Here is a 23,324-nt window from a genome sequence, read left to right as displayed (position 1 = left end):
GGGCCCACGCTACGGCTTCAACCGTGCCGCCCGCGCGCGCAAATAGCGCTGCTCCGGCAGGCTCAGCGTCCTGGCGGCAGCGGCCTCGTACGCCGCGCGTGCCTGGTCGTGCGCGCCCGCCCGCTCCAGAAGATGACCACGGACCGCGTCCAGCCGGTGCCCGGCACTCAACTCGCCTTCCAGTTCCACCAGTTCGGCCAGACCCGCGCGCGGCCCGTGGACCATGGCCACGGCGACGGCCCGGTTGAGACGCTCGACCGGCCCGGGGACGAGACGTACGAGGACGTCGTAGAGGCCGAGGATCTCCTCCCAGTCGGTGGCCTGGGCGGAGGGTGCCTCGTCGTGGACGGCGGCGATGGCGGCGCGCAGCTGGTACGGGCCGGCGCGCCCCTGCGAGAGGGCGCCGGTGACCAGGGCGACGCCCTCGTCGATCGCGGCCTTGTCCCAGCGGTCGCGGTCCTGTTCGTCGAGCGGGACGAGTTCGCCGTGCGGGCCGGTGCGCGCGTCGCGGCGGGCGTCGGTGAGCAGCATCAGGGCGAGCAGCCCGGCCGCCTCGCCGTGGCCGGGGAGGAGACGGTGGACCTCGCGGGCCAGCCGGATCGCCTCGCCGGCGAGGTCCCTGCGCTGGAGGCTCGCGCCCGAGGTCGCCGTATAGCCCTCGTTGAAGATCAGGTACAGGGTCTGGAGAACCGCCGGCAGCCGCTCCTCCCCGTTGTCGGGGCGCCCGAAGCGCACACCGCGGACCTTCTGCTTGGCCCGGCTGATGCGCTGGGCCATGGTCGCCTCGGGAACCAGATAGGCGCGGGCGACCTCCGCCGTGGTCAGACCGCCTACGGCGCGCAGGGTGAGGGCGATCTGGGCGGGCGGGGTCAGGTTCGGGTGGCAGCAGAGAAAGAGCAGGGTGAGGGTGTCGTCCTCGCGGGGAGCGCGGTCCGCGCCCGGCGGCGGTGCGGTGAAGGCGTCCCGGGGCGACAGCGCCACCACCTTCTCCTCGCGGGCCCGGCGTGCCTCCTCCGCGCGCAGGGCGTCGGTCAGCCGGCGCGCGGCGACCTTGATCAGCCAGCCGCGCGGATTGTCGGGAACTCCGGCGCGCGGCCACTGTTCGGCGGCGGCGAGCAGCGCCTCCTGTACGGCGTCCTCTGCGGTGTCGAAATGGCCGTACCGTCGCACCAGCGCGCCGAGAACCTGCGGCGCGTGCCGGCGCAGCAGGTCCTCGGTCTCGGGCGTGACGCTCATGTCGGGTCGGCGCTCCCGGGGGCTTGTCGGGCTCGTACGGCTCAGACGGTCGTACGGCTCAGACGTCCCCGGAGCCGTCGTCGATGGGCCGGATCACCACCGGGTACGCGGGTGCCCCGGCGGGCTGGGGGCACTGGAGGACGCGCTCGGCGATCTCCGTGACCCGCTCCAGACTCGCGCAGTCCAGCACCCAGTACCCGGCCAGCAGTTCCTTGGTCTCGCTGTACGGCCCGTCCGTGATCACCGCCTTGCCGTCGTCGCCCGGAGAGACGTGCCGGGTCTTCGCGGGCTCGGCCAGCCCGTGTCCGTCGATCATCTCGCCGCTCTCGGCGAGGTCGTTGTTGAGGTCGCCCATGAAGGCGTACATCGCCTGGACGTCCTCCTGGCTCCAGGCCACGGAGTTCTCGGACCCCTTGCCCTGCATCGCCTCGTAGTCCGCCTGCGTTCCCTGCACCATGACCAGGTACTTCATCAGTCCGCTCCTTCGGTTTCCGTCGGCTCGGGCCACCGTTTCGGCGGCTCTCACAGGGGACGTCGGAGCCGGTCCGGGATTCTCGACAGGCGTTCAGGAATTCTTCGCGGAAGGTTCCTCGGGCTGCTCGGGCCGCTCGTGGTGGTGCTCATGGCGCTCTTCGTGCTCGGCGCCGCTCTCGGCGTACGCGCCGCACTCGGGGTTCCGGCACGGGCCGGCCACCCATGTGGGGACCCAGGCGCCCAGCGTCTTGTGGCGCCGGACGACCGTGTCGACGGGCTGTCCGCAGTCGGGACAGTGGTGCTCTGCGCTGCTGCCCATGCCCTCAGAGTAGGACGGGAGAGGGCTCAGCGCTTCCTGCTGTACGTACGAACCACGGCGCCGTTGCCGAACGTCCGCACCCCGTCGAGGGTGAACTCCGTGATGGCGAGGCCCGAGCCGAACATCGGCATGCCCGTGCCGTACACGATGGGGTAGCTCTTGATGACGAGCTCGTCGATCTCGTCGAGCAGTTCACCCGCGATCTGCGAGCCGCCGCACAGGTAGATGTCCAAGCCGCCGTCCTCGGCCTTGAGTTCGCGCACCCTGGCGACCAGGTCGTCGCCGATGATCTCGACGTTCGGGTCAGGTGACTCGGTCAGGGTGCGCGAGGCGACGTATTCGCGCATATGGGCGTAAGGGCTGGTGATGCCCTCCTCCAGGGCCAGGTCGTAGCTGCCCCGGCCCTGGATGACCGTGTCGAACCTCTTGTTCTCCAGGTCGTCGCAGCCGAGCTGGCGACGACCGTGGGTCGGCAGGGTCTCCGGGTATTCGCTCTTGAGGAAGTCGAGGTACGCCTCATCGACGAAGGCGACCATCGCCGATCCGTCTCCGCTCGGGTCCCCGATGAAGCCGTCGAGCGAGCAGGCGATGAAGTAGGTGAGCTTTCGCAAGCCGGTCTCTTTTCGTAAGCTGGCCAACCACTGCGGTTGTAGTGCTTCAGTTGTAGTACTTCGCTTGTAGTGGTTGCAAGCACTTTTCCGGGACCGATTGAAAATGGGAGAGGGGATTCCGTATGGCGGGCAATCCGGAGCGCCGTGCCGCCCTCGTCGACGCGGGCGTCGAGGTGCTCGCCCGCGAGGGGGCACGCGGGCTGACGTTCCGCGCGGTGGACGCCGAGGCCGGGGTGCCGGTGGGCACCGCCTCCAACTACTTCACCGGCCGCGACGACCTGCTCCGCCAGATCGACAGCCGGCTGCACGTGCGGCTGGCACCCGACCCGGCGATGATCACCGACTTGCTGACCCGGCCCAAGGACCGCGCGCTGGTCACCGCCTTCATGCATGACCTGATGGCGCGCGCGACCCGCGACCGGACGGGCTATCTGGCCCTGCTGGAGATGCGCCTGGAGGCCACCCGGCGCCCCGAACTGCGCTCCTCCTTCACCAAGTCCGTGCGCGGCGATCTGGAGGAGGCCATGGAGTTCCACCGCGGCGCCGGGCTGCCCGGGGGCGACGAGGTCGTCACCGTGCTCTATCTCGCGATGCTCGGGCTGCTCCTGGAACACCTGACGCTGCCGGACGTGCTGGAAGGCGTCCTGCCCGGGGTGAGTGTGCCGGAAGGGCTGGTGGAGCGGATCGCGGAGACGATCGTGCCCGCGAAGTAGGCCCTGCCCGCGGGGTCAGCCCCGCGGCTCGCGCCACATCGGCCACATCCGGGGGCCGTCCGGGAGATCGAGGGGGCGGCCGTGCTGTGCGAAGCCGAGGCGCTCGTACAGTTTCCGGCTGCGCTCGCTGCTCGCCTCCAGATAGGCGGACAGGCCCTCCCGGTCGCAGCGGTCGAGGACCGAGCCGAGGAGGGCGGTGCCGAGCCCCTCGCCCTGGCGTTCGGGGGCCGTGGCGATCATCCACAGGTACTCGTGGGCACGCCCCGTCGGGTGGATGCCGTCCGTCAGACGGCCGATCAGCTCGACGCGCTCGTTCTCCGGGTCGACCGCCTCGCGCAGCCGCGCGGGTCCGTCCTCGTCGTGCTCCGGCTCGTCGGCCGGCACGGATATCCACAGGGCGCAGGCCATGCCGTCCTCGGTGACGTCGATACGGCCGACGGAGAGCACGATGTCGGTGAACGCGGCCATGAGCCGGGGGTGGGCGGCACGGCGGTGCTCCTCGCCCGGGAACACCCAGCCGCTGACCGGATCGTCCTGGAAGGCCGCGTCCAGCAGCCGGGCCACCAACTCCCGGTCCCCTTCGCCCGCCGTCCGGATCGCCACGCCCATGTCTTCCCGCCCCTTCGCGTCAACTGCCGTTGATCGTAGGGGGATGGGGACGCGTGTGCCGTCCGCGGACGGAGTTTGTCGCGATCCGCACGGTCCGCGGGTCCGTACGGCACGCGGCACGCTGAGGCGGGCCCCGCACACCGTGGGGATGTGCGGGACCCGCCGGTCCGGAGCCGCTCGGCGGCCGTACGGGGTCAGGAACCGTACGGTCCCGGTGCCTCCGGGGTCCTCCCGACCGCCGGCCGCCGCGGCCCCGGTCGTCGGCTCGTCGCCGTGTCAGTTGCTGCGCCGCGTCACGAACTCCGCCAGAGCCAGCAGTCCGCCCGCCTCCTCCGGGTCGGGCACCGCGCGGGCCAGTTCCTGCACGGCGCGGGCCATCCGCTCGGCGGCCTGGGCCTGCGCCCAGTCACGGCCACCCGCCCGCTCCACGGCCAGCGCGGTCCGCAGGAGGTCCTCCTCGTCGTACGGCACCTCGTACAGCGCGGCCAGCTCCGCCGCCGCCGGACCACCGGAGGTCAGCGCGGCGACCACCGGCAGGGACTTCTTTCGGGCGGCGAGGTCCGCGCCGGCCGGCTTGCCGGTGTGACACGGGTCGCCCCATATGCCGATCACGTCGTCGATGAGCTGGAAGGCGAGCCCGGCCTCGCGGCCGAACGCGTCCAGCGCCTCCACGTGCTCGTCCGCGGCGCCCGCGTAGAGCGCCCCGAGGGCACAGGCGCATCCCAGCAGCGCCCCGGTCTTGGCCTCGGCCATGGCGAGCACCTCGTCCAGGCCGACCTCGCCCGGCCCCCGCTTCTCCAGCGCCGTGTCGGCCTGCTGGCCGGCGCACAGTTCGACGACACAGTCCGCGAGCCGGGCGCCGGCCGCCGCGGACGCGGGGTGCGGGTCAGCGGCGAGCAGCCGCAGGGCCAGGGCCTGGAGGGCGTCCCCGGCGAGGATCGCGTCGGCGTCGCCGAACACGGTCCAGGCGGTGGCCCGGTGCCTACGGGTGGCGTCCCGGTCCATCACGTCGTCGTGCAGCAGCGTGAAGTTGTGCACCAGTTCCACCGCCACCGCCGCCCGGACCGCCGCCGCCCGGGCCCGCGGTCCGCCGAGCGCGGCGGCCGCGGTGAGGACGAGGGCGGGCCGGATCGCCTTGCCGGCGTTGCCCGCAGCCGGGGTGCCGTCCGCGTGCTCCCAGCCGAAGTGGTAGCGCGTGATCCGGCGCAGTGGGGCGGGCAACGACTCGACGGCGGCGCGCAGTTCGGGGTCGACCGTGGCCCTGACCCGCTCCAGGATCACCGCCGCCTCGGGCCCGTCGAGCGGACCCGCACCGCCGTCCCTGTCGGTCGCGATGGGGCCCCGCCTTTCGAGCGTCTCGGTGGACGGCCGCTCCCCGGCGGGGCGCGTCTGCGTCTCCGTCATGAACTCACCCATGGCATCGCCTCGGAGAGTCGGCGGACAGTGGCACTTCCGCTACGGCTGGGCGCCTGCCCGAAGGGTCTACCCGCGCGGGGGCCACCGGACACGGCCGGCCCGCGACGGGAGTTCGGGCGGCGGGGAACCGCGCGGGCTGGGTCACCGCCAGCGCCCGATCTCGACGTTCTCCAGCACACCGAGGGCGTCCGGGACCAGGACCGCGGCCGAGTAGTAGGCCGTCACCAGGTACTTGATGATGGCCTGTTCGTTGATGCCCATGAAACGGCAGGACAGGCTCGGCTCGATCTCGTCCGGGATGCCCGCCTGCTGGAGCCCGATGACGCCCTGCTCCGACTCGCCCGTACGCATGGCGATGATCGAGGTCGTGCGGGCGTCGGTGACCGGGATCTTGTTGCACGGGAAGATCGGCACCCCGCGCCAGGTGGGGATGCGGTTGCCGCCCACCTCGATCGTCTCGGGAACCAGCCCGCGCTTGTTCAGCTCACGCCCGAAGGCGGAGATCGCGCGCGGGTGGGCGAGGAACAGCTTGGTGCCGCGCCGCCGGCACAGCAGCTCGTCCATGTCGTCGGGGCTGGGCACGCCGTCGTGCGGCTGGAGCCGCTGGTCGTACTCGCAGTTGTGGAGCAGGCCGAACTCGCGGTTGTTGACGAGCTCGTGCTCCTGGCGCTCCTTCAGCGCCTCGACCGTCAACCGCAACTGCTGCTCGGTCTGGTTCATCGGCTGGTTGTACAGGTCGGCCACGCGCGTGTGGATGCGCAGCACGGTCTGGGCGATGCTCAGTTCGTACTCACGGGGCCGGGCCTCGTAGTCGACGAAGGTGTGCGGGATGTCCGGCTCGCCGCTGTGGCCGGCCGCGAGGTCGACCTCCTTCTCGCCGTACCTGTTGGTGCGCTGCGAGGGAATCGACCGCAGCCGCTCCAGGTGCCCGCTCAGCGACTCGGCGCGCTCCGCGATCCGCTCGACCTCCTGGCGGGGCAGCACGAGCACCGTGCACGCGGTGACCGCGCGGACCGTGTACTCCCAGATGGCGCCGGAGTCGAGCAGCGCCTGCTCACCGAGGTAGGCGCCGTCGGCCAGGACGCCGAGGGACTCGTCCTCGCCGTAGGGGCCGGTGCCGAGCTTCTCCACCCTGCCGTGCGCGAGGAGGTACACCTCGTCGGTCGGGCTGCCGAAGGAGGCGATCAGCGTGCCTGCCGCGAACTCCCGCTGCTGGCAGCGCTGGGCGAGCTCCGAGAGCACGTCCTCGTCGTCGTACGACCGCAGCGCCGGCAGTTCCGTCAGCTCGGCCGGGATGACCTCGACACGGTCCCCCGTCTTCACGAACGTGATGCGTCCGTCCCCGACGGCGTACGTCAGACGCCGGTTCACCCGGTACGTGCCGCCCTGCACATTCACCCAGGGCAGCATGCGCAGCAGCCAACGGGAGCTGATCTCCTGCATCTGGGGTGCGGACTTGGTCGTGGTGGCCAGGTTCCGCGCGGCCGCAGTGCCGAGGCTCTGCTGCGGCTGGCCCTGCTCCGTGCGGACCTCTTCGCCTACCGACATAAGGAATTGCCCTCCCGGTCGTGCACCGGCACCGCTCTGGCGCCACGCATCGCGTTCTCCACGTCCGAGCCTCGCATCACGGATGGTGCCGGTGCTATTACCCGAAAGAGCGGGAATGGATCACCGTCCGCCTGGGCAAATAGGGGGACCTTGTCCAGTCGCGATGACATCTCGCGCGGCCACGACGGTCGTTCCGAACCCGCCACACAACTTGTCCGAAACGCATCGCACACCGTGCGGGGCGAGGAGTCCCGTCTGCCCGTTTTCGGTAAAGCACCAGTACGAGACGGCCGCGCACGGCGGCCGGCGTACGGCGTGAAGGAGGCGGCCATGGCCACACCCATGTCCGCGAGCAGATTCCTGGAGAGACTCAGGGCCGAGGGCGCGACGGTCGTCGAGGTCGGCGACTGGGAGCACCACAACCGCAACCACGTGGGCCCGTGGGGGCCCGTGCACGGCGTGATGATCCACCACACGGTGACCAAGGGCAGCGCGCACACGGTGGACCTGTGCCGCAACGGCTACGAGGGGCTGCCGGGCCCGCTCTGCCACGGCGTCATCACCAAGGACGGCCGGGTCCATCTGGTCGGCTACGGCCGCGCCAACCACGCCGGCCTCGGCGACGACGACGTCCTGCGCGCGGTCATCGCCGAAACGGCGCTGCCGCCCGACAACGAGGCCAACACCGACGGCAACCGGCACTTCTACGGCTTCGAGTGCGAGAACCTGGGCGACGGGAAGGACCCGTGGCCCGCGCCCCAGCTGGAGGCGATCGAACGGGTCTCGGCGGCCGTCTGCCGTCATCACGGGTGGACGGAGCGCTCGGTGATCGGGCATCTGGAGTGGCAGCCCGGGAAGGTGGACCCGCGCGGATTCACCATGGCGGGGATGCGGGAGCGGATCCGGGAGCGACTGGCGTAGCGCCGGGCGACAATGACCGGGTGACCAGCCCCGACCTCACCGCCCAGCACCCCCGGCTTCCCTCCCCCCTTCAGGAGTCGGCGGACGAGCGGTTCACAAGGCGGGGCGTACGGCTGCTCCTCAAGCGCGACGACCTGATCCACCCGGAACTGATCGGCAACAAGTGGCGCAAGCTCGCGCCGAACCTGACGGCCGCCGCGGGCCGTACGGTCCTCACCTTCGGCGGCGCCTACTCCAACCACTTGCGCGCCACCGCCGCCGCGGGCCGCCTCCTGGGCCTGCCCACGGTCGGCGTGGTCCGCGGCCAGGAACTCGCCGACCGCCCCCTCAACCCGTCCCTCGCGCGCTGTGTGGCCGACGGTATGCGGCTGCACTTCGTCGACAGGTCGACGTACCGCCGCAAGACCGAGCCGCAGACGCTGGCGGCCGTGCTGCGCGCGGCGGGCGCGCAGGGGGCGTACGTCGTCCCGGAAGGCGGCAGCAACGCCCTTGCCGTACGCGGGTGCCGGGCGCTCGGCGAGGAGCTGCGGGGGCGGGCCGACGTGGTCGCGGTGGCGTGCGGCACGGGCGGCACGATGGCGGGCCTGGCGGCCGGGCTCGGCCCGGGGCAGCGGGCCCTGGGCGTCCCCGTCCTCAAGGGCGGTTTCCTCGGCGACGACATACGGCAGTTGCAGGCCGGGGCGTTCGGCGGCCCCCGGGGCGACTGGCGGCTCGACGAGCGGTTCCACTTCGGCGGATACGCCCGTACGACACCGGAACTCGACGCCTTCGCCGAGGACTTCGAGGAACGGCACGGGATGCCTGTCGAGCGTCTCTATGTCGCCAAGTTGCTGTACGGACTTGCCGCCCTGGTCGAGGAGGGCGCCTTCCCGCCCGGCACGACGGTGGCGGCCGTGGTCACCGGGTCACCGTGGCCGACGCCGGCCGCTCACCCCGCCTCCCGGTAGGCCGCCGCCTCCTCCAGGTCCAGCCTGCGCAGCAGCGTCCGCAGCATCTCGTCGTCGATGTAGCGAGCGTCGCGCAGCTTCACGAACACCGTGCGCTCGGCGCCGATCACCTCGCGGGACAGCCGGCGGTAGGTGTCGTCGACGGACTCGCCGGTGACGGGGTTGGCCTGGCCCAGCCGCTCCCAGACGGAGTTGCGGCGGCGTTCCAGGACGGCGCGCAGGCGGTCTGCCAGCGGATCGGGCAGGGCGTTGCGTTCGTCGGAGAGGAGTTCCTCCAGGCGTCGTTCGGCGGCCCGGGAGGCCTGTGCCTGGGCGTTGGCCTCGGCGAGGGTCTCGGCCTGCGCGTCCCGGCCGGGGAGTTTCAGCAGGTGGATCAACGGCGGCAGCGTCACACCCTGGACGACGAGCGTGCCGATGACTGTCGTGAAGGTCAGGAAGAGGATGAGGTTGCGCTCCGGGAAATCCTCGCCGCCGTGCACCGTGAGCGGGATCGAGAAGGCGATGGCCAGCGAGACCACGCCGCGCATGCCCGCCCAGGAGATGACGAACGGCGCCTTCCAGGTCAGATCGCCCTCGCGTTCTCTGATCCGCGCCGACATCATGCGCGGCAGGAACGTCGCCGGATACACCCACACGAACCGCGAGACGACGACCACGAGGAAGACGGCGACCGCGTACCAGGCGGCAGGGCCGCCCTCGTACTCCCCGAGGCCCTTGAGGACCACCGGCAGCTGCAGTCCGATCAGCGCGAACACGGCCGACTCCAGCACGAACGCGACCATCTTCCACACCGCCTCCTCCTGGAGCCGGGTGGCGAAGTCGACCTCCCACGCGCGGTGTCCCAGGTACAGCGCGACGACCACGACCGCCAGCACCCCGGAGGCGTGCACCTGCTCGGCGGCGGCGTAGGCGACGAACGGAATCAGCAGCGAGAGCGTGTTCTGCAGCAGCGCTTCCTTCACGTGCGTGCGCAGCCAGTGGATCGGCACCATCAGCACCAGCCCGACCCCGATGCCGCCGAACGCCGCGAGCAGGAAGTCGCCGATGCCGCCGGCCCAGCTCGCGCCCTCGCCGACGGCGGCCGCGAGCGCGACCCGGTACGCGGTGATCGCGGTGGCGTCGTTCACCAGGGACTCGCCCTGGAGAATCGTGGTGATCCGGGACGGCAGCCCCACCCGGCGCGCCACCGCCGTCGCGGCGACCGCGTCCGGCGGCGCCACCACCGCGCCCAGCACCAGCGCGGCGGTCAGCGGCAGATTCGGTACGACGAGATAGGCGACCCAGCCGACGGCGAAGGTGGCGAAGAGCACGTACCCGACCGACAGCAGCATCACGGGCCGCAGCTGCGCCCGCAGGTCGAGGTAGGAGCTGTCCGTCGCCGCGCTGTGCAGCAGCGGGGGCAGCACCAGGGGCAGGACGATGTGCGGGTCGAGCGTGTACTCGGGCACCCCCGGCAGATACGACACGGCGAGCCCCGCGGCGACCAGCAGCAGCGGCGCCGGCACGGGCGACCGCCGACCGGCGGCGGCCACGGCGGCGCTCCCCGCCACCAGCAACAGCAGCGGCATCACATCCATGGTCCTCGCCCGCCCTCGTTTTTCCGCGCGGCCATCGTCGCGGCCGTCGTAACCTGGCAATCATGAAACAGTGCACGCACGCCGACGCGCTGCCGCACCCGGAACCCGAGGCGCTGAACGAGACGTGCCCGGAGTGTCTGGCGGAAGGCATGCACCCCGTACAACTGCGGCTCTGTCTCAGCTGCGGGCACGTCGGCTGCTGCGACTCGTCGCCGGGGAGGCATGCCACAGAACACCACAAGGAGTCCGGTCACCCGGTGATGCGGACCTTCGAGCCGGGCGAGGAATGGCGTTGGTGCTTCGTCGACCACGTACTCGTGTGACCCTGGATCCGGACGGTTCGACCGTCTGACGTCTGGGTACGTCAACCCGGCGCGCGCTCTTCCCAATTGGAGCCGCAGACCCCTAGACACGGAGCGTGTCCACAGGTTTACTGTGAGTGACGGCAAGGGGTTGGGGTCCTGGGGACAGGAAAGTTCAGAGCGCGATAGCGTCACCGCTGAACCACACATCGCGTTACCCCGGGGGGCGACCCTCGGCCCCGAGAAGCTTGTACCACCTTGGAGGTGAGGGTGTCCCAGATCGCAGGCGAGCCCGCGACCCAGGACTTCGTGGAAGTCCGGCTGCCGGCCGCGGGTGCCTACCTGTCGGTGCTGCGTACGGCGACTGCCGGCCTCGCGGCCCGTTTGGACTTCACCCTCGACGAGATCGAGGACCTGCGCATCGCGGTGGACGAGGCCTGCGCGATCCTGCTCCAGCAGGCCGTGCCCGGCTCGGTGCTCAGCTGTGTCTTCCGACTCGTCGACGACTCGCTCGAGGTCACCGTCTCGGCCCCGACCACGGACGGCCACGCTCCCTCCAGGGACACCTTCGCCTGGACCGTCCTGTCGGCGCTCGCGGGCAAGGTCTCCTCCGCCGTGGACGAGGACAAAACCGTTTCGATCAGCCTCTACAAACAGCGCGGCGCGGGACCCGGGCCGGCGTGAGGAACGGGGACGGGCCGGTGCGGGACGAAGAGCGCGGCACACGGGAGCTGCCGGACGGCACTGCCCCCTTCTCGGAAGCAGCCGAGAGCCTGGGGGCGGGCCCGAGCGGTCCGAGCGGTTCCCGACGCATGGCGGACGGCATCGACGGCATCCCCGAGCAGGCCCGGCCGCACCCGGAGGACGACTCCGTGGAGGCGGGCCTCCCGGCCGAGGGACGGGATGACGAAGGTGCCGTGCAGGGCGCGCCTCTGGGCGGGCGGATGGGGGTCTCCCCGGTCCGAGTAGAGGCGAGGGCTCGGGAGAGGGCAACGGGCGGGACGATGAGCGAGCACCAGCGAAACGCCGAGGACGAGGCGATGAGCACGCACAGCGTGCAGGCCACGCAGCACGGCCCTCAGGACCGCAGCGGGGCGCGCGCCATGTTCGTCGAGCTGCGCAAGCTGCAGGACGGCAGCGCCGAGTACGCGGAGCTGCGCAACCGGCTGGTCCGTATGCACCTGCCGCTCGTCGAGCACCTCGCGCGCCGCTTCCGCAACCGCGGCGAGCCGCTCGACGACCTCACCCAGGTCGCCACCATCGGTCTGATCAAGTCGGTCGACCGGTTCGACCCGGAGCGCGGCGTCGAGTTCTCGACGTACGCGACCCCGACGGTGGTCGGCGAGATCAAGCGGCACTTCCGTGACAAGGGCTGGGCGGTCCGCGTTCCGCGCAGGCTCCAGGAACTGCGCCTCGCCCTGACGACGGCCACGGCCGAACTCTCCCAGCAGCACGGCCGCTCCCCGACGGTCCATGAACTCGCCGAGAAGCTGTCGATCTCGGAGGAGGAGGTCCTGGAGGGCCTGGAGTCCGCCAATGCGTACTCCACGCTGTCCCTGGACGTCCCCGACACCGACGACGAGTCCCCGGCGGTCGCGGACACCCTCGGCGCGGAGGACGAGGCGCTGGAAGGCGTCGAGTACCGCGAGTCGCTCAAGCCTCTGCTGGAGGATCTTCCGCCCCGCGAGAAGCGGATCCTGCTGCTGCGCTTCTTCGGCAACATGACCCAGTCGCAGATCGCGCAGGAGGTCGGGATCTCCCAGATGCACGTGTCCCGCCTGCTGGCGCGCACGCTGGCGCAGCTGCGGGAGAAGCTGCTGGTGGAGGAGTGACGGCGGCCGGCTACTGCTGATCCGGCGTGTTGCCGGGCCCCCGGATCCCGAGGGCCTCGGTCGTCGCCGGATTGACCAGCAGGACGAGCGTGGCGATCGCGATCGCGGCGATCACGATGCCCGCGGGGATGGCGATGCTGTCCGCCTGCAACAGGCTGTAGGCCACCGGCAGCGCCAGGATCTGCGTGATGATGGACGGCCCCCGGCTCCAGCTGCGCCGGCCGAACAGCCCCCGCGCGGCGAGCAACGGCAGCAGCGCAAGAGCGACCAGCGTCACCCCGAGCGTCACGGCCTGCTGCCGGTCGTCCGGATCCCCGGCAAGCCCCAGCACCAGCACCCACACGCCCCCGACGGCAAGCCCCACACCTTCCAGCGCGGTCAGCACGGCCGCATACGTCAGCCGCCGCGGACGCGGTTCGACGGTTTCCGGGGTGGCGGGGCTCTGCTCCTTGGTCACCCCTGAAGGGTAGCTCTCCGCACTATCGCCTCCCCGCCTGCACCTGACCACCGCCGGTCAGCCCCCAGCCCGTCCGCGTTTGAGGACGCAGCCACAGGGCCGATGCGGAAGGCTCACGCCTCATCTCTTACTAGATCCCCACCTCGACCTGTGCCCGGTACCCCCCAGTAGGTACGCTGCAACCCATGCGTGCACTTCTCGTGGTCAATCCGGCGGCAACCACCACAAGCGCACGTACGCGCGATGTCCTGATCCATGCGCTCGCCAGCGAGATGAAACTCGAGGCCGTCACCACCGAGTACCGCGGCCATGCGCGCGACCTGGGCCGGCAGGCGGCGGACAGTGACGACGTCGATCTGGTGGTCGCACTCGGTGGCGACGGGACCGTGAACGAGGTCGTCAACGGACTGTTGCACAAGGGCCCCGACCCGGAGCGCCTCCCCCGTCTCGCCGTGGTCCCCGGCGGCTCCACCAACGTCTTCGCCCGCGCCCTCGGCCTGCCCAACGACGCCGTGGAGGCGACCGGCGCCCTGCTCGACGCGCTGCGCGAGGGCAGCGAACGTACGGTCGGCATGGGCATAGCGGCGGGCACGCCGGGCACCGAGGACGAGGGGGTTCCGGCCAGGTGGTTCACCTTCTGCGCGGGGCTCGGCTTCGACGCGGGTGTCGTCGGCCGGGTCGAGCAGCAGCGCGAACGGGGCAAGAAATCCACACACGCCCTTTACCTGCGCCAGGTGATACGCCAGTTCCTCCAGGAGCCCAACCGCCGGCACGGCACGATCACTCTGGAGCGGCCGGGCCAGGACCCGGTGACCGATTTGGTCTTGTCCATAGTCTGCAATACCGCTCCGTGGACCTATCTGGGCAATCGTCCGGTGTACGCGGCCCCTAAGGCCTCGTTCGATACCGGCCTCGACGTACTCGGTCTCAGCCGTATGTCCACGGTCGCGGTTGCCCGGTATGCCACCCAGTTGCTCACTTCGTCCCCCGAGCGCGGGGCCCGTGGCAAGCATGCGGTGACACTGCACGACCTGGACCAGTTCACCTTGCATTCGAAGGTGCCGTTGCCCCTCCAGATGGACGGCGACCACCTCGGGCTGCGTACGAGCGTGACGTTCACAGGCGTACGCCGTGCACTGCGTGTGATTGTGTGAGCGGAACGGGCTAAAGTCCTTTCACTCGAACGTTTAGGCCAGGATCCACCCCATGGAAGTACGGCTGTGACCTAGTCGACACCGAGGAATCAAAAAAAACTTTCCGGAAGGGGTTGTATCCGTCGCTGAGGTTTGCGAGTCTCTACATGGCGATCGGGACGGCCCGCAGGACCGGCCTCCACTGATCACCGGAATCCCCCTTCAAAACACAGGACCCACGCCAGGGAACCTGGCGGTTGGCCCTTCACTTGTTGAGGGATTCGTGAAAGCGTTCACATTCACAAGCAATCAGCACGTAATACCAAGGAGAGGTAGCAGCCATGGACTGGCGTCACAACGCCGTTTGCCGCGAGGAAGACCCCGAGCTCTTCTTCCCCATCGGCAACACCGGTCCTGCGCTGCTGCAGATCGAGGAAGCCAAGGCCGTCTGCCGTCGCTGCCCGGTTATGGAGCAGTGTCTGCAGTGGGCGCTCGAGTCCGGCCAGGACTCCGGCGTCTGGGGTGGTCTCAGCGAGGACGAGCGCCGCGCCATGAAGCGCCGCGCCGCCCGCAACCGGGCCCGTCAGGCCTCCGCCTGACAACACCCGCCCCGCAAACAGCCTGAGCTTGGCGGCGCGTACAGCGAGTACGCATCTCCCGCCCCCGAGCCGCAGCGCGCAGTACCCCCGATGCGCAGCAAACGCTGGCAACGAGCATGTTGAGCCCCAGCCCCCTGAACGGGCTGGGGCTCTTTGCTGTCCGCAACACCCCGAGGCTGCGGCGGTGGGGCTACTTGTGCGCCCGCACCGGGATGTCGAGGATCACCCGGGTTCCCCGCTCGGGCGCCGGGACCATGTCGAACGTGCCGCCCAACTCGCCCTCCACCAGGGTCCGTACGATCTGGAGGCCGAGGTTGCCGGCGGTGTGCGGGTCGAAGCCGTCGGGCAGGCCCACGCCGTCGTCCTGGACGGTGACCAGGAGACGGGCCTGCTTGGTCGTACCGCCTCGGACGGCCGAGACCTCGACCGCGCCGGTGTCGCCCTCGCGGAAGCCGTGCTCCAGGGCGTTCTGCAGGATCTCGGTCAAAACCATCGACAAAGGCGTGGCGACCTCGGCGTCCAGGATGCCGAAGCGGCCGGAGCGGCGGCCGGTGACCTTGCCGGGTGAGATCTCCGCGACCATCGCCAGCACGCGGTCGGCGATCTCGTCGAACTCCACGCGCTCGTCGAGGTTCTGAGAGAGGGTCTCGTGCACGATCGCGATCGAGCCGACCCGCCGTACCGCCTCCTCCAGGGCCTCGCGGCCGCGGTCGGACTCGATGCGCCGGGCCTGGAGGCGGAGCAGGGCGGCCACCGTCTGGAGGTTGTTCTTCACCCGGTGGTGGATCTCCCGGATGGTGGCGTCCTTGGTGATCAACTCGCGCTCGCGGCGGCGCAGTTCGGTCACGTCCCGCAGTAGCACCAGCGAACCGATGCGCGTGCCCTTGGGCTTGAGCGGGATCGCCCGGAACTGGATGACGCCGTCGCCCGACTCGATCTCGAACTCGCGGGGCGCCCAGCCGCTGGCGACCTTGGCGAGGGCCTCGTCCACCGGCCCGTGGGTCGGGGCGAGTTCGGCGGTGGTCATGCCCAGGTGGTGGCCGACGAGGTCGGCGGCGAGGCCGAGGCGGTGGTAGGCGGAGAGCGCGTTCGGCGAGGCGTACTGGACGATGCCGTCGGCATCGACGCGGATCAGGCCGTCGCCGACGCGCGGTGAGGCGTCCATGTCGACCTGCTGGTTGGCGAACGGGAAGGAGCCGGCCGCGATCATCTGCGCGAGGTCCGAGGCGCTCTGGAGGTACGTCAGCTCCAGGCGGCTCGGGGTGCGGACGGTCAGCAGGTTGGTGTTGCGGGCGATGACGCCCAGCACGCGTCCGTCCCGGCGTACTGGAATCGACTCGACGCGGACCGGTACCTCCTCGCGCCACTCGGGGTCGCCCTCGCGCACGATGCGGCCCTCGTCGAGCGCGGCGTCCAGCATCGGGCGGCGGCCGCGCGGGACGAGATGGCCGACCATGTCGTCCTGGTAGGAGGTCGGGCCGGTGTTGGGCCGCATCTGGGCGACGGACACATAGCGGGTGCCGTCGCTGGTGGGGACCCACAGGACGAGGTCGGCGAAGGAGAGGTCGGAGAGCAGCTGCCACTCCGAGACCAGCAGGTGGAGCCACTCGAGGTCGGAGTCGTCGAGGGCCGTGTGCTGGCGTACGAGTTCGTTCATGGAGGGCACGTGGCCGAGCGTACCTGGCGGTACGGACATGGTTCGAAACCAGCCACTTCAGGGGCCGACGAGGGCCGAAAACACCCGCGGGCCGCGGCGCCTGAGAGGGACCCTCAACCCTCCCGGCACCGCAGCCCGGAGCAACATCGGCCGCGGGGTGTGCGGTCCCGGTCGGCCGAAGGATGAGGACCCGGAACAGTCAGGGCAGAGAGCTCCGGTTCCTCGGTCCGTCTTCCTGTGCGGGGAAGACGGAAGTCGGTGCGTTCTCGTACTACGCACTCCTCCGCAATTGTGGACTAGACCACTGAGGTGTGTCCATGCGTTGGAGCCTGTTTGCTGTTGACGCTTCTTCGCGGGGCCCGACCAGTTGGAGGACTAGTGGGACGCCCTGGTATCCACCACGCAGCCTAACCCGTGTGGGTTCATGTGCGGGGCCAGTTGGCCATGGCAATTTCCGCGAGCGCCTCCGGTTCCTCCCGGCTCGCCCCGTCGCGCGCCGGTTGTGACCGTGCGTTCTCAGCGCGTCTCCGTGACCTTCGCCAGCGCCCGCGGCGCGTCCGGGTCCTGGCCCCGGGCGATGGTGACCTCGTACGCCAGGAGCTGGAGCGGGAGGATCTCCAGGATCGGCTGGAGTTCCTCGGCCAAGCCGTCGGTGGGCAGGACGAAGCCCGCCGAGGCCCGCTCGACCTGGTGGCGGGCGCCGATGACGACCAGGTCGGCACCCCGGCCGCGAAGCCGGTCGAGGACGGGCTGGAGGGCCTCGCCGCCCTTGCCGTCGGTGACGACCGCGATGACCGGGGAGACGTTGTCGACCATGGCGAGCGGGCCGTGCAGGAGGTCCGCGCCGGAGTAGGCGAGGGCCGGGATGTAGCTGGTCTCCATCAGCTTGAGGGCGGCCTCCTTGGCGGTGGGGTAGCCGTAGCCGCGGGAGGTGATCACCATGCGTTCGGCGAAGCGGTAGCGGGCGGCGAGGGCGCGGACCTCGTCCTGCCGGGCCAGCGTCTGCTCGGCGAGGTCGGGGAGCACCTTGGCGGGGGTGCCGTCGCCTCCCCGCAGGCCCTCGACGAGGAGGTACAGGGTGAGCAGGGAGGCCGTGTAGGTCTTGGTCGCGGGGAGGGCACGCTCGGGTCCGGCCATGATGTCGAGGTGGTACTCGGAGACGGCGGCCAGCGGGGAGTCGGGGTTGTTGGTCACCGAGAGCGTGATCGCGCCGGCCTCGCGGGCGGCCCGGGTGGAGGCGACGAGGTCGGGGGAGCCGCCGGACTGGCTGACGGTGACGACGAGGACGTCGGTGAGGTCGGGGCGGGCGCCGTAGGCGGTGGTGGTCGACATCGAGGTCAGGCCGCACGGCAGGCCGAGCCGGATCTCCAGGAGGTACTTGGCGTACAGGGCGGCGTTGTCGGAGGTGCCGCGGGCGGTGAGCAGGACGAAGCGGGGTGCGCGGGCGGCGATCTCCTGGGCGACCCGACGGACGGCGGGGGCGCCGTGGGCGAGGACGCGACGCAGTACGGCGGGCTGTTCGGCCATCTCGCGGGCCATGATCAGGCCGGGGCGCTCGTTGTGCGGGGCGTGGGGGTCGGGAGGGTACGGGGGCGTGGTGGTCATGGGCCCTTCCTGCTCTCGCACTCGTCGTGCCGGGCGTGGCGTCCGGCGCTTCGGACGGACAGTCTCCATTCCACTCCCCCACGGGGGATGACGCCTTCCCGACGGGCTCCCGAAATGTCCGCGGGGCTTCCGTTCACCTGGGCCGCGGGGCTCTGCTCTGTTAGATTGGTCTAAACCACATAGCCCTTCAGGGTGCCCTTCGAGTCCCTCTTCAGATCGGCAGGCCCAGCGTGGAAGTTGTCATCGTTCCGGACGCCCAGGCGGGTGGCGAGCTGATAGCCGAGGCCATGGCCCGGCTGCTCGCGCGCAAGCCCGACGCCGTGCTCGGCGTGGCCACCGGGTCGACCCCGCTGCCCGTCTACACGGCGCTCGCGGCCAAGGTTCGCTCCGGGGCCGTGGACGCCTCGCGGGCGCGGGTCGCGCAGCTGGACGAGTACGTGGGGCTGCCCGCCGAGCACCCGGAGTCGTACCGGTCGGTGCTGCGGCGCGAGGTGCTGGAGCCGCTCGGGATCGGGATGGACGCGTTCATGGGGCCGGACGGCACGGCCGAGGACGTACAGGGGGCGTGCGAGGCGTACGACGCGGCGCTGGCCGAGGCGGGGGGTGTCGATCTGCAGCTGCTCGGGATCGGGACCGACGGGCACATCGGATTCAACGAGCCCTGTTCGTCGCTGGCGTCGCGGACGCGGATCAAGACACTGACCGAGCAGACCCGGATCGACAACGCGCGGTTCTTCGACGGGGACATCGAGCAGGTGCCGCACCACGTCATCACGCAGGGGATCGGGACGATCCTGGAGGCGCGGCACCTGGTGCTGCTGGCCACCGGTGAGGGCAAGGCGGACGCGGTCGCCGCGACCGTCGAGGGGCCGGTCGCGGCGGTCTGCCCGGCCTCGGCGCTGCAACTGCACCCGCACGCCACGGTCGTGGTCGACGAGGCCGCCGCCTCCAAGCTGAAGCTGGCCGACTACTTCCGGCACACCTACGTCAACAAGCCGGACTGGCAGGGGATCTAGGCCTGTCGTTCGGATCACGTCGGCCGAACGACAGGCCCTGGGCGCTCCGCCGGCGTCACGGAGACGGAGCGGGGCCGCTCAGCCCTGGAGGGCGGCCGCCTCGTCGTCGCCCGGTTCGTCCCGTGCGGCCACGCCCGCCACCCACAGCGGCATCAGCCAGTGGACCGTGAGGACCGCGACGAGGACGGGGGCCGCGTAGACGCGGAGGGCGTCGTCGTCGGCCGCGCCCGCCGCCAGCAGGCCGACCACGGAACCGAGCAGCAGCCAGGTCATCAGGCGGTGGGCGCGGGCGAGCACCCGCCTGCGTTCCGCCGACTGGCGCTCGTCCAGGACGTGTTCGCGCAGTTCCATCAGGCCCCGGGTGGCACTGTTGATCACGCCGGTCGCCACCATCCAGGGCAGCATGAGCACCGCGCCGACGGCGGCCGACCACACCGGCTCGGCACGCGCGAGGCAGAAGTACCCGATCAGCGCCACGATGGCCACGGTGAGCGTGACATGCGTGGCGACGACCAGCCGGCGGCGGGTGGCCGTGGCGTGGAGCGGGAGCGCCCGGCGGTCGTTCATCAGCCGCAGCATGCTCCGGTCGTGGCGCGTCAGGCGTGTGGTCGTCATGACTGTTTCCTCCCGTAGACCTCGTCCGTGAGCGGGCGGAACGGTTCGAGGGAGAACAGGGCCTCGACCGGCAGATCGAAGAACTTCGCGATCTTCAGAGCCAGGTCGAGGCTCGGGTTGTACTGCCCCCGCTCGATATAGCCGATGGTCTGGTAGTGGGCTCCCACTGCCTCGGCCAGGTTCTGGCGCGACACCTTCCGTTCGGCACGCACCATCGCCAATCTGTTGTGCACCTGCTCGCTCATGTATAAGGAGTACTACATTTGGAGAGAGAGGTGCAACAGCAGATGCAACAGCAGGGGCAGCCGGCTGCTGCGACGACCGGCCGTCCTGGGTTCAGGTCCCGGCGATGACCTCCGCCGCCGCTCGTCCGCACACGCGGGCCGCGCCGTGGGTGGCGACGTGGAGGGCGCCTCGGGGGGCCGCCTGGGGGACGCCCATCTCGACCACGATGGTGTCCGGGCGGACTTCCAACAGGTGGTCCAGGGCGGCCGCCATCCAGGCGTGGCGGTGTTCGTCACGGACCACGGCCACCACTCGCCGGCCGGCGGAGGCTTCCAGGGCCGCTCGCCCCGCGTCCCCGCCCGTGTAGCTGCCGGTCTCCGTGCCGGGGAGCAGGCGGGCCAGTTCGGCGGCGACGCCCCAGGGGGTCTCGTCGCCGACCGCGATGTTCGCGACCGGGGTGAAGGCGGCGACGTACGGCGGTTCGGTGAGGGGGGTGAAGGGGCCCGCGCCTTGCGCGCCGGTCACCGTCAACGCGCGCCGGGCCGCGACGAGGCCCACGTCAGGCCGCCGGTCGCCATCGGTCACCGGCGGCTCGGACGCCGTCCAGCGGGCCAGTTCGCGTACCCGCCGCGCCGCCTCCGCCAGCCGTTCCTCGGGGAGTTCGCCCGAGCGGACCGCCGCGACCAGGGCGTCGCGCAGACGGCGTACCGTCTCGTCGTCCGCCAGGCCGCCGCCCACGCAGATCGCGTCGGCGCCGGCCGCGACGGCGAGGACGCTGCCGCGTTCGATGCCGTATGTGGCGGCGATGGCCTGCATCTCCATGCCGTCGGTGACGATCAGGCCGGTGTAGCCGAGCTCGCCGCGCAGGAGGTCGGTGAGGACCGGGCGGGAGAGGGTCGCCGGGTGGTCGGGGTCCAGGGCGGGGACGAGGATGTGCGCGCTCATCACCGCCCGGGTGCCGGCGGCCATCGCCGCGCGGAACGGGGCGAGTTCGCGGTCGGCCAGGACCTCGGCGTCCGCGTCGATGCGCGGCAGCGCGTGGTGGGAGTCGACGGCCGTGTCGCCGTGGCCCGGGAAGTGCTTGGTGCAGGCCGCCACGCCGGCCGCCTGGAGGCCGGTGACGTAGGCCGCGGTGTGGCGGGCCACCAGGGCCGTGTCGGCGCCGAAGGAGCGGACGCCGATCACCGGGTTGGCCGCGTTGGAGTTCACGTCGGCCGACGGGGCCCAGTTGAGGTTCACCCCGCAGGAGGCCAGGCGGCGGCCCAGTTCGAAGGCGACCTCCCGGGTCAGCTCCACGTCGTCCACCGCGCCCAGGGCGTGGTTCCCGGGGAAGCTGGAGCCGGTGCGCACCTCCAGCCGGGTCACATCACCTCCTTCCTCGTCGATCGCGACGAGCACGTCGTCCCGCTCGGCGCGCAACTGGGCCGTCAGCGCGGCCAGTTGTTCGGGCGAGGCGATGTTGCGGCCGAACAGGCCGACGGAGGCGAGGCCCTCGCCGAGGCGGCGGAGCAGCCAGTCGGGGGCGGTGGTGCCGGTGAAGCCCGGCTGGAGCACGGTCAGGGCATCGCGCGTCAGACCATCCTTTTCCGGATTGGACGCAGTGGTGCCGCTGGCGAATGTCGTCATCGGGGGGCGTTATCCCTTCACGGCGCCGGCCGTCAGGCCGCTGACAGCCTTGCGCTGCAGGAAGACGAAGAGGATCAGGATCGGGATGGCGAAGAGGGAGGACGCCGCCATCGTGGCGCCCCAGTCGTTGCCGAACGCGGTCTGGAAGCTGGACAGCCACAGTGGCAGGGTCTGCGCCTCCGCCTCCTTGTTCAGCACCAGGACCAGCGGGAATTCATTCCATGCGGTGATGAAGCCGAACAGGGACGTGGACATCAGGCCCGGCGCCAGCAGCGGCAGGATGACCTTGCGGAAGGCCTGGGCACGGCCGCAGCCGTCGACCATCGCGGCCTCCTCCAGCTCCCGGGGCACCGCGGCGACGAAACCGCGCAGGGTCAGGATGGTGAAGGGCAGGATCATCATCATGTAGAAGACCGTCAGCGGCACGAGGCTGTTCAGCATCGACGCGTCCCGCACGATCATGTACATCGCGATGATCATGACCTCCCAGGGCGCCATCTGGGCCACCATGAAGCCGATGACGAACCCGCGCCGCCCCTTGAACCGCATCCGGGCAAGCGCGAAGGAACCCGCGAGCGCGACGACCAGGGCGAGGCCGACCGCGCAGAGCGTGACGATCAGCGAGTTGGCGACGTACGTCCAGAAGTGGTCGACGCCGATGGCCCGCTTGAAGTGCTCGAAGGTGATGTCGGTCGGGAACCAGACCGGGTTCTCCGAAATGATGTCGCCGGTCGGCTTGAAGGCCGTGGAGAACATCCAGTAGACGGGGAAGACGAAGCCGATGAACAGGACGACGGCCGTGACGTTGGGCCACAGGCGGCCGAAGAGCGAGCGCTTCACAGCTCGTCCTCCTCTTGCTTGAGCACGATCCGCAGGTAGTAGGCGGTGAGGCCGAGCAGGATCAGGATGGTCAGGACGGCGATGGCCGCGCCCATGCCGTAGTGCTGGTTGCCGACGCCCTCGATGTAGGCGTAGACGGGCAGGATCTCGGTGAGCCGGTCGGGGCCGCCGCCGTTGATGGTGAAGACCTGCACGAACGCCTTGAAGACCCAGATGACCTCCAGGAACGTCGTGGCGTAGAGGAACGGACGCAGGAAGGGGAGGGTGACCGTGGTGAAGCTCTTCCAGCCGCCCGCCCCGTCGAGTGACGCGGCCTCGTAGAGCTCGCTCGGGATGGTGGTCGTGGCCGCGTAGAGGTTGATCGCGACGAACGGGATCGACATCCAGACGATCAGGACCGTCACCACGAAGAACGTCGACATCTGGCTGCTGGTCCAGCTGTAGTCGGCCATGGAGTGCCAACCCAGCTTGTCCAGGACCCAGTTGACGACGCCGAACCGCTGTGCGAACAGCCACTGGTAGACGGTGGTCGCGGCGACCACGGGCATGGCCCAGGCCAGCACGAGCCCGACCAGCAGCAGGACCCGCATCCGCTTGCCGAGGCGGGCGAGCAGCAGGCCGACCAGCGCGCCCGCGACCATGATCAGGGCGACGTTGACCGCCGTGAACAGGATCGAGCGCAGGGTGACGCGCCAGAAGTCCTCGCCGGTGAGGACCTCCTTGTAGTTGTCGATGCCGTTCCACTCGGTGACGTGCTGGATCAGCTGCGCCATGTTGAGGTTCTGGAACGACAGCAGCACGTCCTTCACCAGCGGCCAGCCGAGCAGCAGCACGGTGGCCGCGCAGGCGGGCAGCAGCAGGAGGTACGGGGTGAGCGCGCCGGCGCGGAAGGCGGCTCGGGGCCGCGGCCCGGCGGGCCCGCTCTCATCCCTCTTGGTCACGTCCACCGGGCCGGAGGGCGGCCGTTCGGTCTGCACGGTCATGCTCGCGATCTCTCTTCTCGACCTACGTACGTAGACCCGCGTGCGGTCGCCGGGGCGGGGGGC

Annotated in this window: 25 protein-coding genes; 9 read left to right on the top strand and 16 right to left on the bottom strand. The window is 70.7% G+C overall.

Annotation, left to right across the window (positions count from 1 at the left end):
• Positions 1-9: 9 nt before the first annotated feature.
• From ACFZBP_RS33620 to ACFZBP_RS33605, 4 genes are all read right to left on the bottom strand, one after another.
• On the bottom strand, positions 10-1,236 hold the full coding sequence (locus tag ACFZBP_RS33620; RefSeq protein ID WP_391418773.1) for a sigma-70 family RNA polymerase sigma factor: 1,227 nt from the start codon (positions 1,234-1,236) through the stop codon (positions 10-12).
• 58 nt (positions 1,237-1,294) lie between these two features.
• Positions 1,295-1,708, bottom strand: coding sequence for a YciI family protein (locus tag ACFZBP_RS33615; protein ID WP_383451768.1), 414 nt, complete (start codon positions 1,706-1,708; stop codon positions 1,295-1,297).
• A 93-nt stretch (positions 1,709-1,801) separates the two neighbouring features.
• Positions 1,802-2,029: a hypothetical protein gene (locus ACFZBP_RS33610; protein WP_391418772.1), complete on the bottom strand. Its 228-nt coding sequence runs from the start codon at positions 2,027-2,029 to the stop codon at positions 1,802-1,804.
• Positions 2,030-2,055: 26 nt separating this feature from the next.
• A complete protein-coding gene (locus ACFZBP_RS33605; RefSeq protein ID WP_391418771.1) occupies positions 2,056-2,640 on the bottom strand; it encodes a dihydrofolate reductase family protein in 585 nt (194 codons plus the stop codon).
• A 122-nt stretch (positions 2,641-2,762) separates the two neighbouring features.
• Between ACFZBP_RS33605 and ACFZBP_RS33600 the strand changes: the two genes are divergently transcribed.
• Entirely contained in the window at positions 2,763-3,353 is a 591-nt protein-coding gene (locus tag ACFZBP_RS33600) for a TetR family transcriptional regulator (protein WP_391418769.1), read from the top strand.
• Between the two features lie 15 nt (positions 3,354-3,368).
• Here ACFZBP_RS33600 and ACFZBP_RS33595 read toward each other — a convergent pair whose 3' ends face one another.
• The 3 genes from ACFZBP_RS33595 to ACFZBP_RS33585 form a co-directional block, all read right to left on the bottom strand.
• A complete protein-coding gene (locus tag ACFZBP_RS33595) occupies positions 3,369-3,962 on the bottom strand; it encodes a GNAT family N-acetyltransferase (protein WP_391418766.1) in 594 nt (197 codons plus the stop codon).
• A gap of 276 nt (positions 3,963-4,238) precedes the next feature.
• Positions 4,239-5,366, bottom strand: a complete 1,128-nt coding sequence (locus ACFZBP_RS33590; RefSeq protein WP_383451758.1) for a family 2 encapsulin nanocompartment cargo protein polyprenyl transferase — start codon at positions 5,364-5,366, stop codon at positions 4,239-4,241.
• 153 nt (positions 5,367-5,519) lie between these two features.
• On the bottom strand, positions 5,520-6,926 hold the full coding sequence (locus ACFZBP_RS33585; protein ID WP_391418762.1) for a family 2B encapsulin nanocompartment shell protein: 1,407 nt from the start codon (positions 6,924-6,926) through the stop codon (positions 5,520-5,522).
• Between the two features lie 330 nt (positions 6,927-7,256).
• On the opposite strand from ACFZBP_RS33585, the gene ACFZBP_RS33580 reads away from it, so the two are divergent.
• A complete protein-coding gene (locus ACFZBP_RS33580) occupies positions 7,257-7,847 on the top strand; it encodes an N-acetylmuramoyl-L-alanine amidase (protein ID WP_383451754.1) in 591 nt (196 codons plus the stop codon).
• Positions 7,848-7,867: 20 nt separating this feature from the next.
• A complete protein-coding gene (locus ACFZBP_RS33575) occupies positions 7,868-8,794 on the top strand; it encodes a pyridoxal-phosphate dependent enzyme (RefSeq protein WP_391418758.1) in 927 nt (308 codons plus the stop codon).
• Here ACFZBP_RS33575 and ACFZBP_RS33570 read toward each other — a convergent pair.
• Complete coding sequence (locus ACFZBP_RS33570) at positions 8,776-10,371, bottom strand: Na+/H+ antiporter (RefSeq protein ID WP_383451750.1); 1,596 nt, start codon at positions 10,369-10,371, stop codon at positions 8,776-8,778. The genes ACFZBP_RS33575 and ACFZBP_RS33570 overlap by 19 nt on opposite strands.
• Before the next feature lie 62 nt (positions 10,372-10,433).
• Between ACFZBP_RS33570 and ACFZBP_RS33565 the strand changes: the two genes are divergently transcribed.
• The 3 genes from ACFZBP_RS33565 to ACFZBP_RS33555 all read left to right on the top strand — a co-directional run bounded on the left by ACFZBP_RS33565 (position 10,434) and on the right by ACFZBP_RS33555 (position 12,505).
• The gene (locus ACFZBP_RS33565; RefSeq protein ID WP_062717999.1) at positions 10,434-10,694 is read left to right on the top strand and encodes a UBP-type zinc finger domain-containing protein; all 261 of its coding nucleotides are present in this window, start codon (positions 10,434-10,436) and stop codon (positions 10,692-10,694) included.
• A gap of 249 nt (positions 10,695-10,943) precedes the next feature.
• Positions 10,944-11,357, top strand: a complete 414-nt coding sequence (locus ACFZBP_RS33560; RefSeq protein WP_004925829.1) for an anti-sigma regulatory factor — start codon at positions 10,944-10,946, stop codon at positions 11,355-11,357.
• A 17-nt stretch (positions 11,358-11,374) separates the two neighbouring features.
• Positions 11,375-12,505, top strand: a complete 1,131-nt coding sequence (locus ACFZBP_RS33555; protein ID WP_391418755.1) for a SigB/SigF/SigG family RNA polymerase sigma factor — start codon at positions 11,375-11,377, stop codon at positions 12,503-12,505.
• Between the two features lie 10 nt (positions 12,506-12,515).
• Here ACFZBP_RS33555 and ACFZBP_RS33550 read toward each other — a convergent pair whose 3' ends face one another.
• On the bottom strand, positions 12,516-12,962 hold the full coding sequence (locus tag ACFZBP_RS33550; protein WP_383451745.1) for a hypothetical protein: 447 nt from the start codon (positions 12,960-12,962) through the stop codon (positions 12,516-12,518).
• Positions 12,963-13,147: 185 nt separating this feature from the next.
• Between ACFZBP_RS33550 and ACFZBP_RS33545 the strand changes: the two genes are divergently transcribed.
• Complete coding sequence (locus tag ACFZBP_RS33545; RefSeq protein WP_391418751.1) at positions 13,148-14,116, top strand: diacylglycerol kinase family protein; 969 nt, start codon at positions 13,148-13,150, stop codon at positions 14,114-14,116.
• Positions 14,117-14,436: 320 nt separating this feature from the next.
• The gene (locus tag ACFZBP_RS33540; RefSeq protein WP_016639615.1) at positions 14,437-14,694 is read left to right on the top strand and encodes a WhiB family transcriptional regulator; all 258 of its coding nucleotides are present in this window, start codon (positions 14,437-14,439) and stop codon (positions 14,692-14,694) included.
• Between the two features lie 190 nt (positions 14,695-14,884).
• Here ACFZBP_RS33540 and ACFZBP_RS33535 read toward each other — a convergent pair whose 3' ends face one another.
• Positions 14,885-16,351: a histidine kinase N-terminal domain-containing protein gene (locus ACFZBP_RS33535; RefSeq protein WP_391419090.1), complete on the bottom strand. Its 1,467-nt coding sequence runs from the start codon at positions 16,349-16,351 to the stop codon at positions 14,885-14,887.
• A gap of 516 nt (positions 16,352-16,867) precedes the next feature.
• A complete protein-coding gene (locus ACFZBP_RS33530) occupies positions 16,868-17,956 on the bottom strand; it encodes an SIS domain-containing protein (protein WP_391418747.1) in 1,089 nt (362 codons plus the stop codon).
• A 230-nt stretch (positions 17,957-18,186) separates the two neighbouring features.
• On the opposite strand from ACFZBP_RS33530, the gene nagB reads away from it, so the two are divergent.
• Positions 18,187-18,972: a glucosamine-6-phosphate deaminase gene (gene nagB, locus ACFZBP_RS33525; protein ID WP_391418745.1), complete on the top strand. Its 786-nt coding sequence runs from the start codon at positions 18,187-18,189 to the stop codon at positions 18,970-18,972.
• 78 nt (positions 18,973-19,050) lie between these two features.
• On the opposite strand, the gene ACFZBP_RS33520 is transcribed toward nagB, so the two are convergent.
• The 5 genes from ACFZBP_RS33520 to ACFZBP_RS33500 all read right to left on the bottom strand — a co-directional run bounded on the left by ACFZBP_RS33520 (position 19,051) and on the right by ACFZBP_RS33500 (position 23,261).
• Positions 19,051-19,587 carry a hypothetical protein gene (locus ACFZBP_RS33520; RefSeq protein ID WP_383451737.1) on the bottom strand — a complete coding sequence of 179 codons (537 nt, stop codon included), beginning with the start codon at positions 19,585-19,587 and terminating at the stop codon, positions 19,051-19,053.
• A complete protein-coding gene (locus ACFZBP_RS33515) occupies positions 19,584-19,832 on the bottom strand; it encodes a helix-turn-helix transcriptional regulator (RefSeq protein WP_370264655.1) in 249 nt (82 codons plus the stop codon). Before ACFZBP_RS33515 ends, ACFZBP_RS33520 begins: the two co-directional genes overlap by 4 nt.
• 91 nt (positions 19,833-19,923) lie before the next feature.
• Entirely contained in the window at positions 19,924-21,438 is a 1,515-nt protein-coding gene (locus tag ACFZBP_RS33510) for a glycoside hydrolase family 3 N-terminal domain-containing protein (RefSeq protein WP_391418742.1), read from the bottom strand.
• Positions 21,439-21,447: 9 nt separating this feature from the next.
• The gene (locus ACFZBP_RS33505; RefSeq protein WP_391418739.1) at positions 21,448-22,278 is read right to left on the bottom strand and encodes an ABC transporter permease subunit; all 831 of its coding nucleotides are present in this window, start codon (positions 22,276-22,278) and stop codon (positions 21,448-21,450) included.
• Positions 22,275-23,261 carry an ABC transporter permease subunit gene (locus tag ACFZBP_RS33500; RefSeq protein ID WP_391418736.1) on the bottom strand — a complete coding sequence of 329 codons (987 nt, stop codon included), beginning with the start codon at positions 23,259-23,261 and terminating at the stop codon, positions 22,275-22,277. Before ACFZBP_RS33500 ends, ACFZBP_RS33505 begins: the two co-directional genes overlap by 4 nt.
• Between the last annotated feature and the right edge of the window lie 63 nt (positions 23,262-23,324).

The organism is Streptomyces sp. NPDC008086, from assembly GCF_042957325.1.
Classification (GTDB): domain Bacteria; phylum Actinomycetota; class Actinomycetes; order Streptomycetales; family Streptomycetaceae; genus Streptomyces.
This window is presented reverse-complemented; position numbering and strand designations above follow the sequence as displayed.

Excerpts from the sequence above, each read along its gene's own strand:
- ACFZBP_RS33515 (WP_370264655.1), bottom strand. The coding sequence starts at position 19,832 with ATGAGCGAGCAGGTGCACAACAGATTGGCGATGGTGCGTGCCGAACGG.
- ACFZBP_RS33610 (WP_391418772.1), bottom strand. The coding sequence starts at position 2,029 with ATGGGCAGCAGCGCAGAGCACCACTGTCCCGACTGCGGACAGCCCGTC.
- ACFZBP_RS33600 (WP_391418769.1), top strand. The coding sequence starts at position 2,763 with ATGGCGGGCAATCCGGAGCGCCGTGCCGCCCTCGTCGACGCGGGCGTC.
- ACFZBP_RS33580 (WP_383451754.1), top strand. The coding sequence starts at position 7,257 with ATGGCCACACCCATGTCCGCGAGCAGATTCCTGGAGAGACTCAGGGCC.
- ACFZBP_RS33585 (WP_391418762.1), bottom strand. The coding sequence starts at position 6,926 with ATGTCGGTAGGCGAAGAGGTCCGCACGGAGCAGGGCCAGCCGCAGCAG.
- ACFZBP_RS33615 (WP_383451768.1), bottom strand. The coding sequence starts at position 1,708 with ATGAAGTACCTGGTCATGGTGCAGGGAACGCAGGCGGACTACGAGGCG.
- ACFZBP_RS33530 (WP_391418747.1), bottom strand. The coding sequence starts at position 17,956 with ATGACCACCACGCCCCCGTACCCTCCCGACCCCCACGCCCCGCACAAC.
- ACFZBP_RS33565 (WP_062717999.1), top strand. The coding sequence starts at position 10,434 with ATGAAACAGTGCACGCACGCCGACGCGCTGCCGCACCCGGAACCCGAG.
- ACFZBP_RS33500 (WP_391418736.1), bottom strand. The coding sequence starts at position 23,261 with ATGACCGTGCAGACCGAACGGCCGCCCTCCGGCCCGGTGGACGTGACC.
- ACFZBP_RS33590 (WP_383451758.1), bottom strand. The coding sequence starts at position 5,366 with ATGACGGAGACGCAGACGCGCCCCGCCGGGGAGCGGCCGTCCACCGAG.
- ACFZBP_RS33540 (WP_016639615.1), top strand. The coding sequence starts at position 14,437 with ATGGACTGGCGTCACAACGCCGTTTGCCGCGAGGAAGACCCCGAGCTC.
- ACFZBP_RS33520 (WP_383451737.1), bottom strand. The coding sequence starts at position 19,587 with ATGACGACCACACGCCTGACGCGCCACGACCGGAGCATGCTGCGGCTG.
- ACFZBP_RS33595 (WP_391418766.1), bottom strand. The coding sequence starts at position 3,962 with ATGGGCGTGGCGATCCGGACGGCGGGCGAAGGGGACCGGGAGTTGGTG.
- ACFZBP_RS33620 (WP_391418773.1), bottom strand. The coding sequence starts at position 1,236 with ATGAGCGTCACGCCCGAGACCGAGGACCTGCTGCGCCGGCACGCGCCG.
- ACFZBP_RS33510 (WP_391418742.1), bottom strand. The coding sequence starts at position 21,438 with ATGACGACATTCGCCAGCGGCACCACTGCGTCCAATCCGGAAAAGGAT.
- ACFZBP_RS33545 (WP_391418751.1), top strand. The coding sequence starts at position 13,148 with ATGCGTGCACTTCTCGTGGTCAATCCGGCGGCAACCACCACAAGCGCA.
- ACFZBP_RS33570 (WP_383451750.1), bottom strand. The coding sequence starts at position 10,371 with ATGGATGTGATGCCGCTGCTGTTGCTGGTGGCGGGGAGCGCCGCCGTG.
- ACFZBP_RS33535 (WP_391419090.1), bottom strand. The coding sequence starts at position 16,351 with ATGAACGAACTCGTACGCCAGCACACGGCCCTCGACGACTCCGACCTC.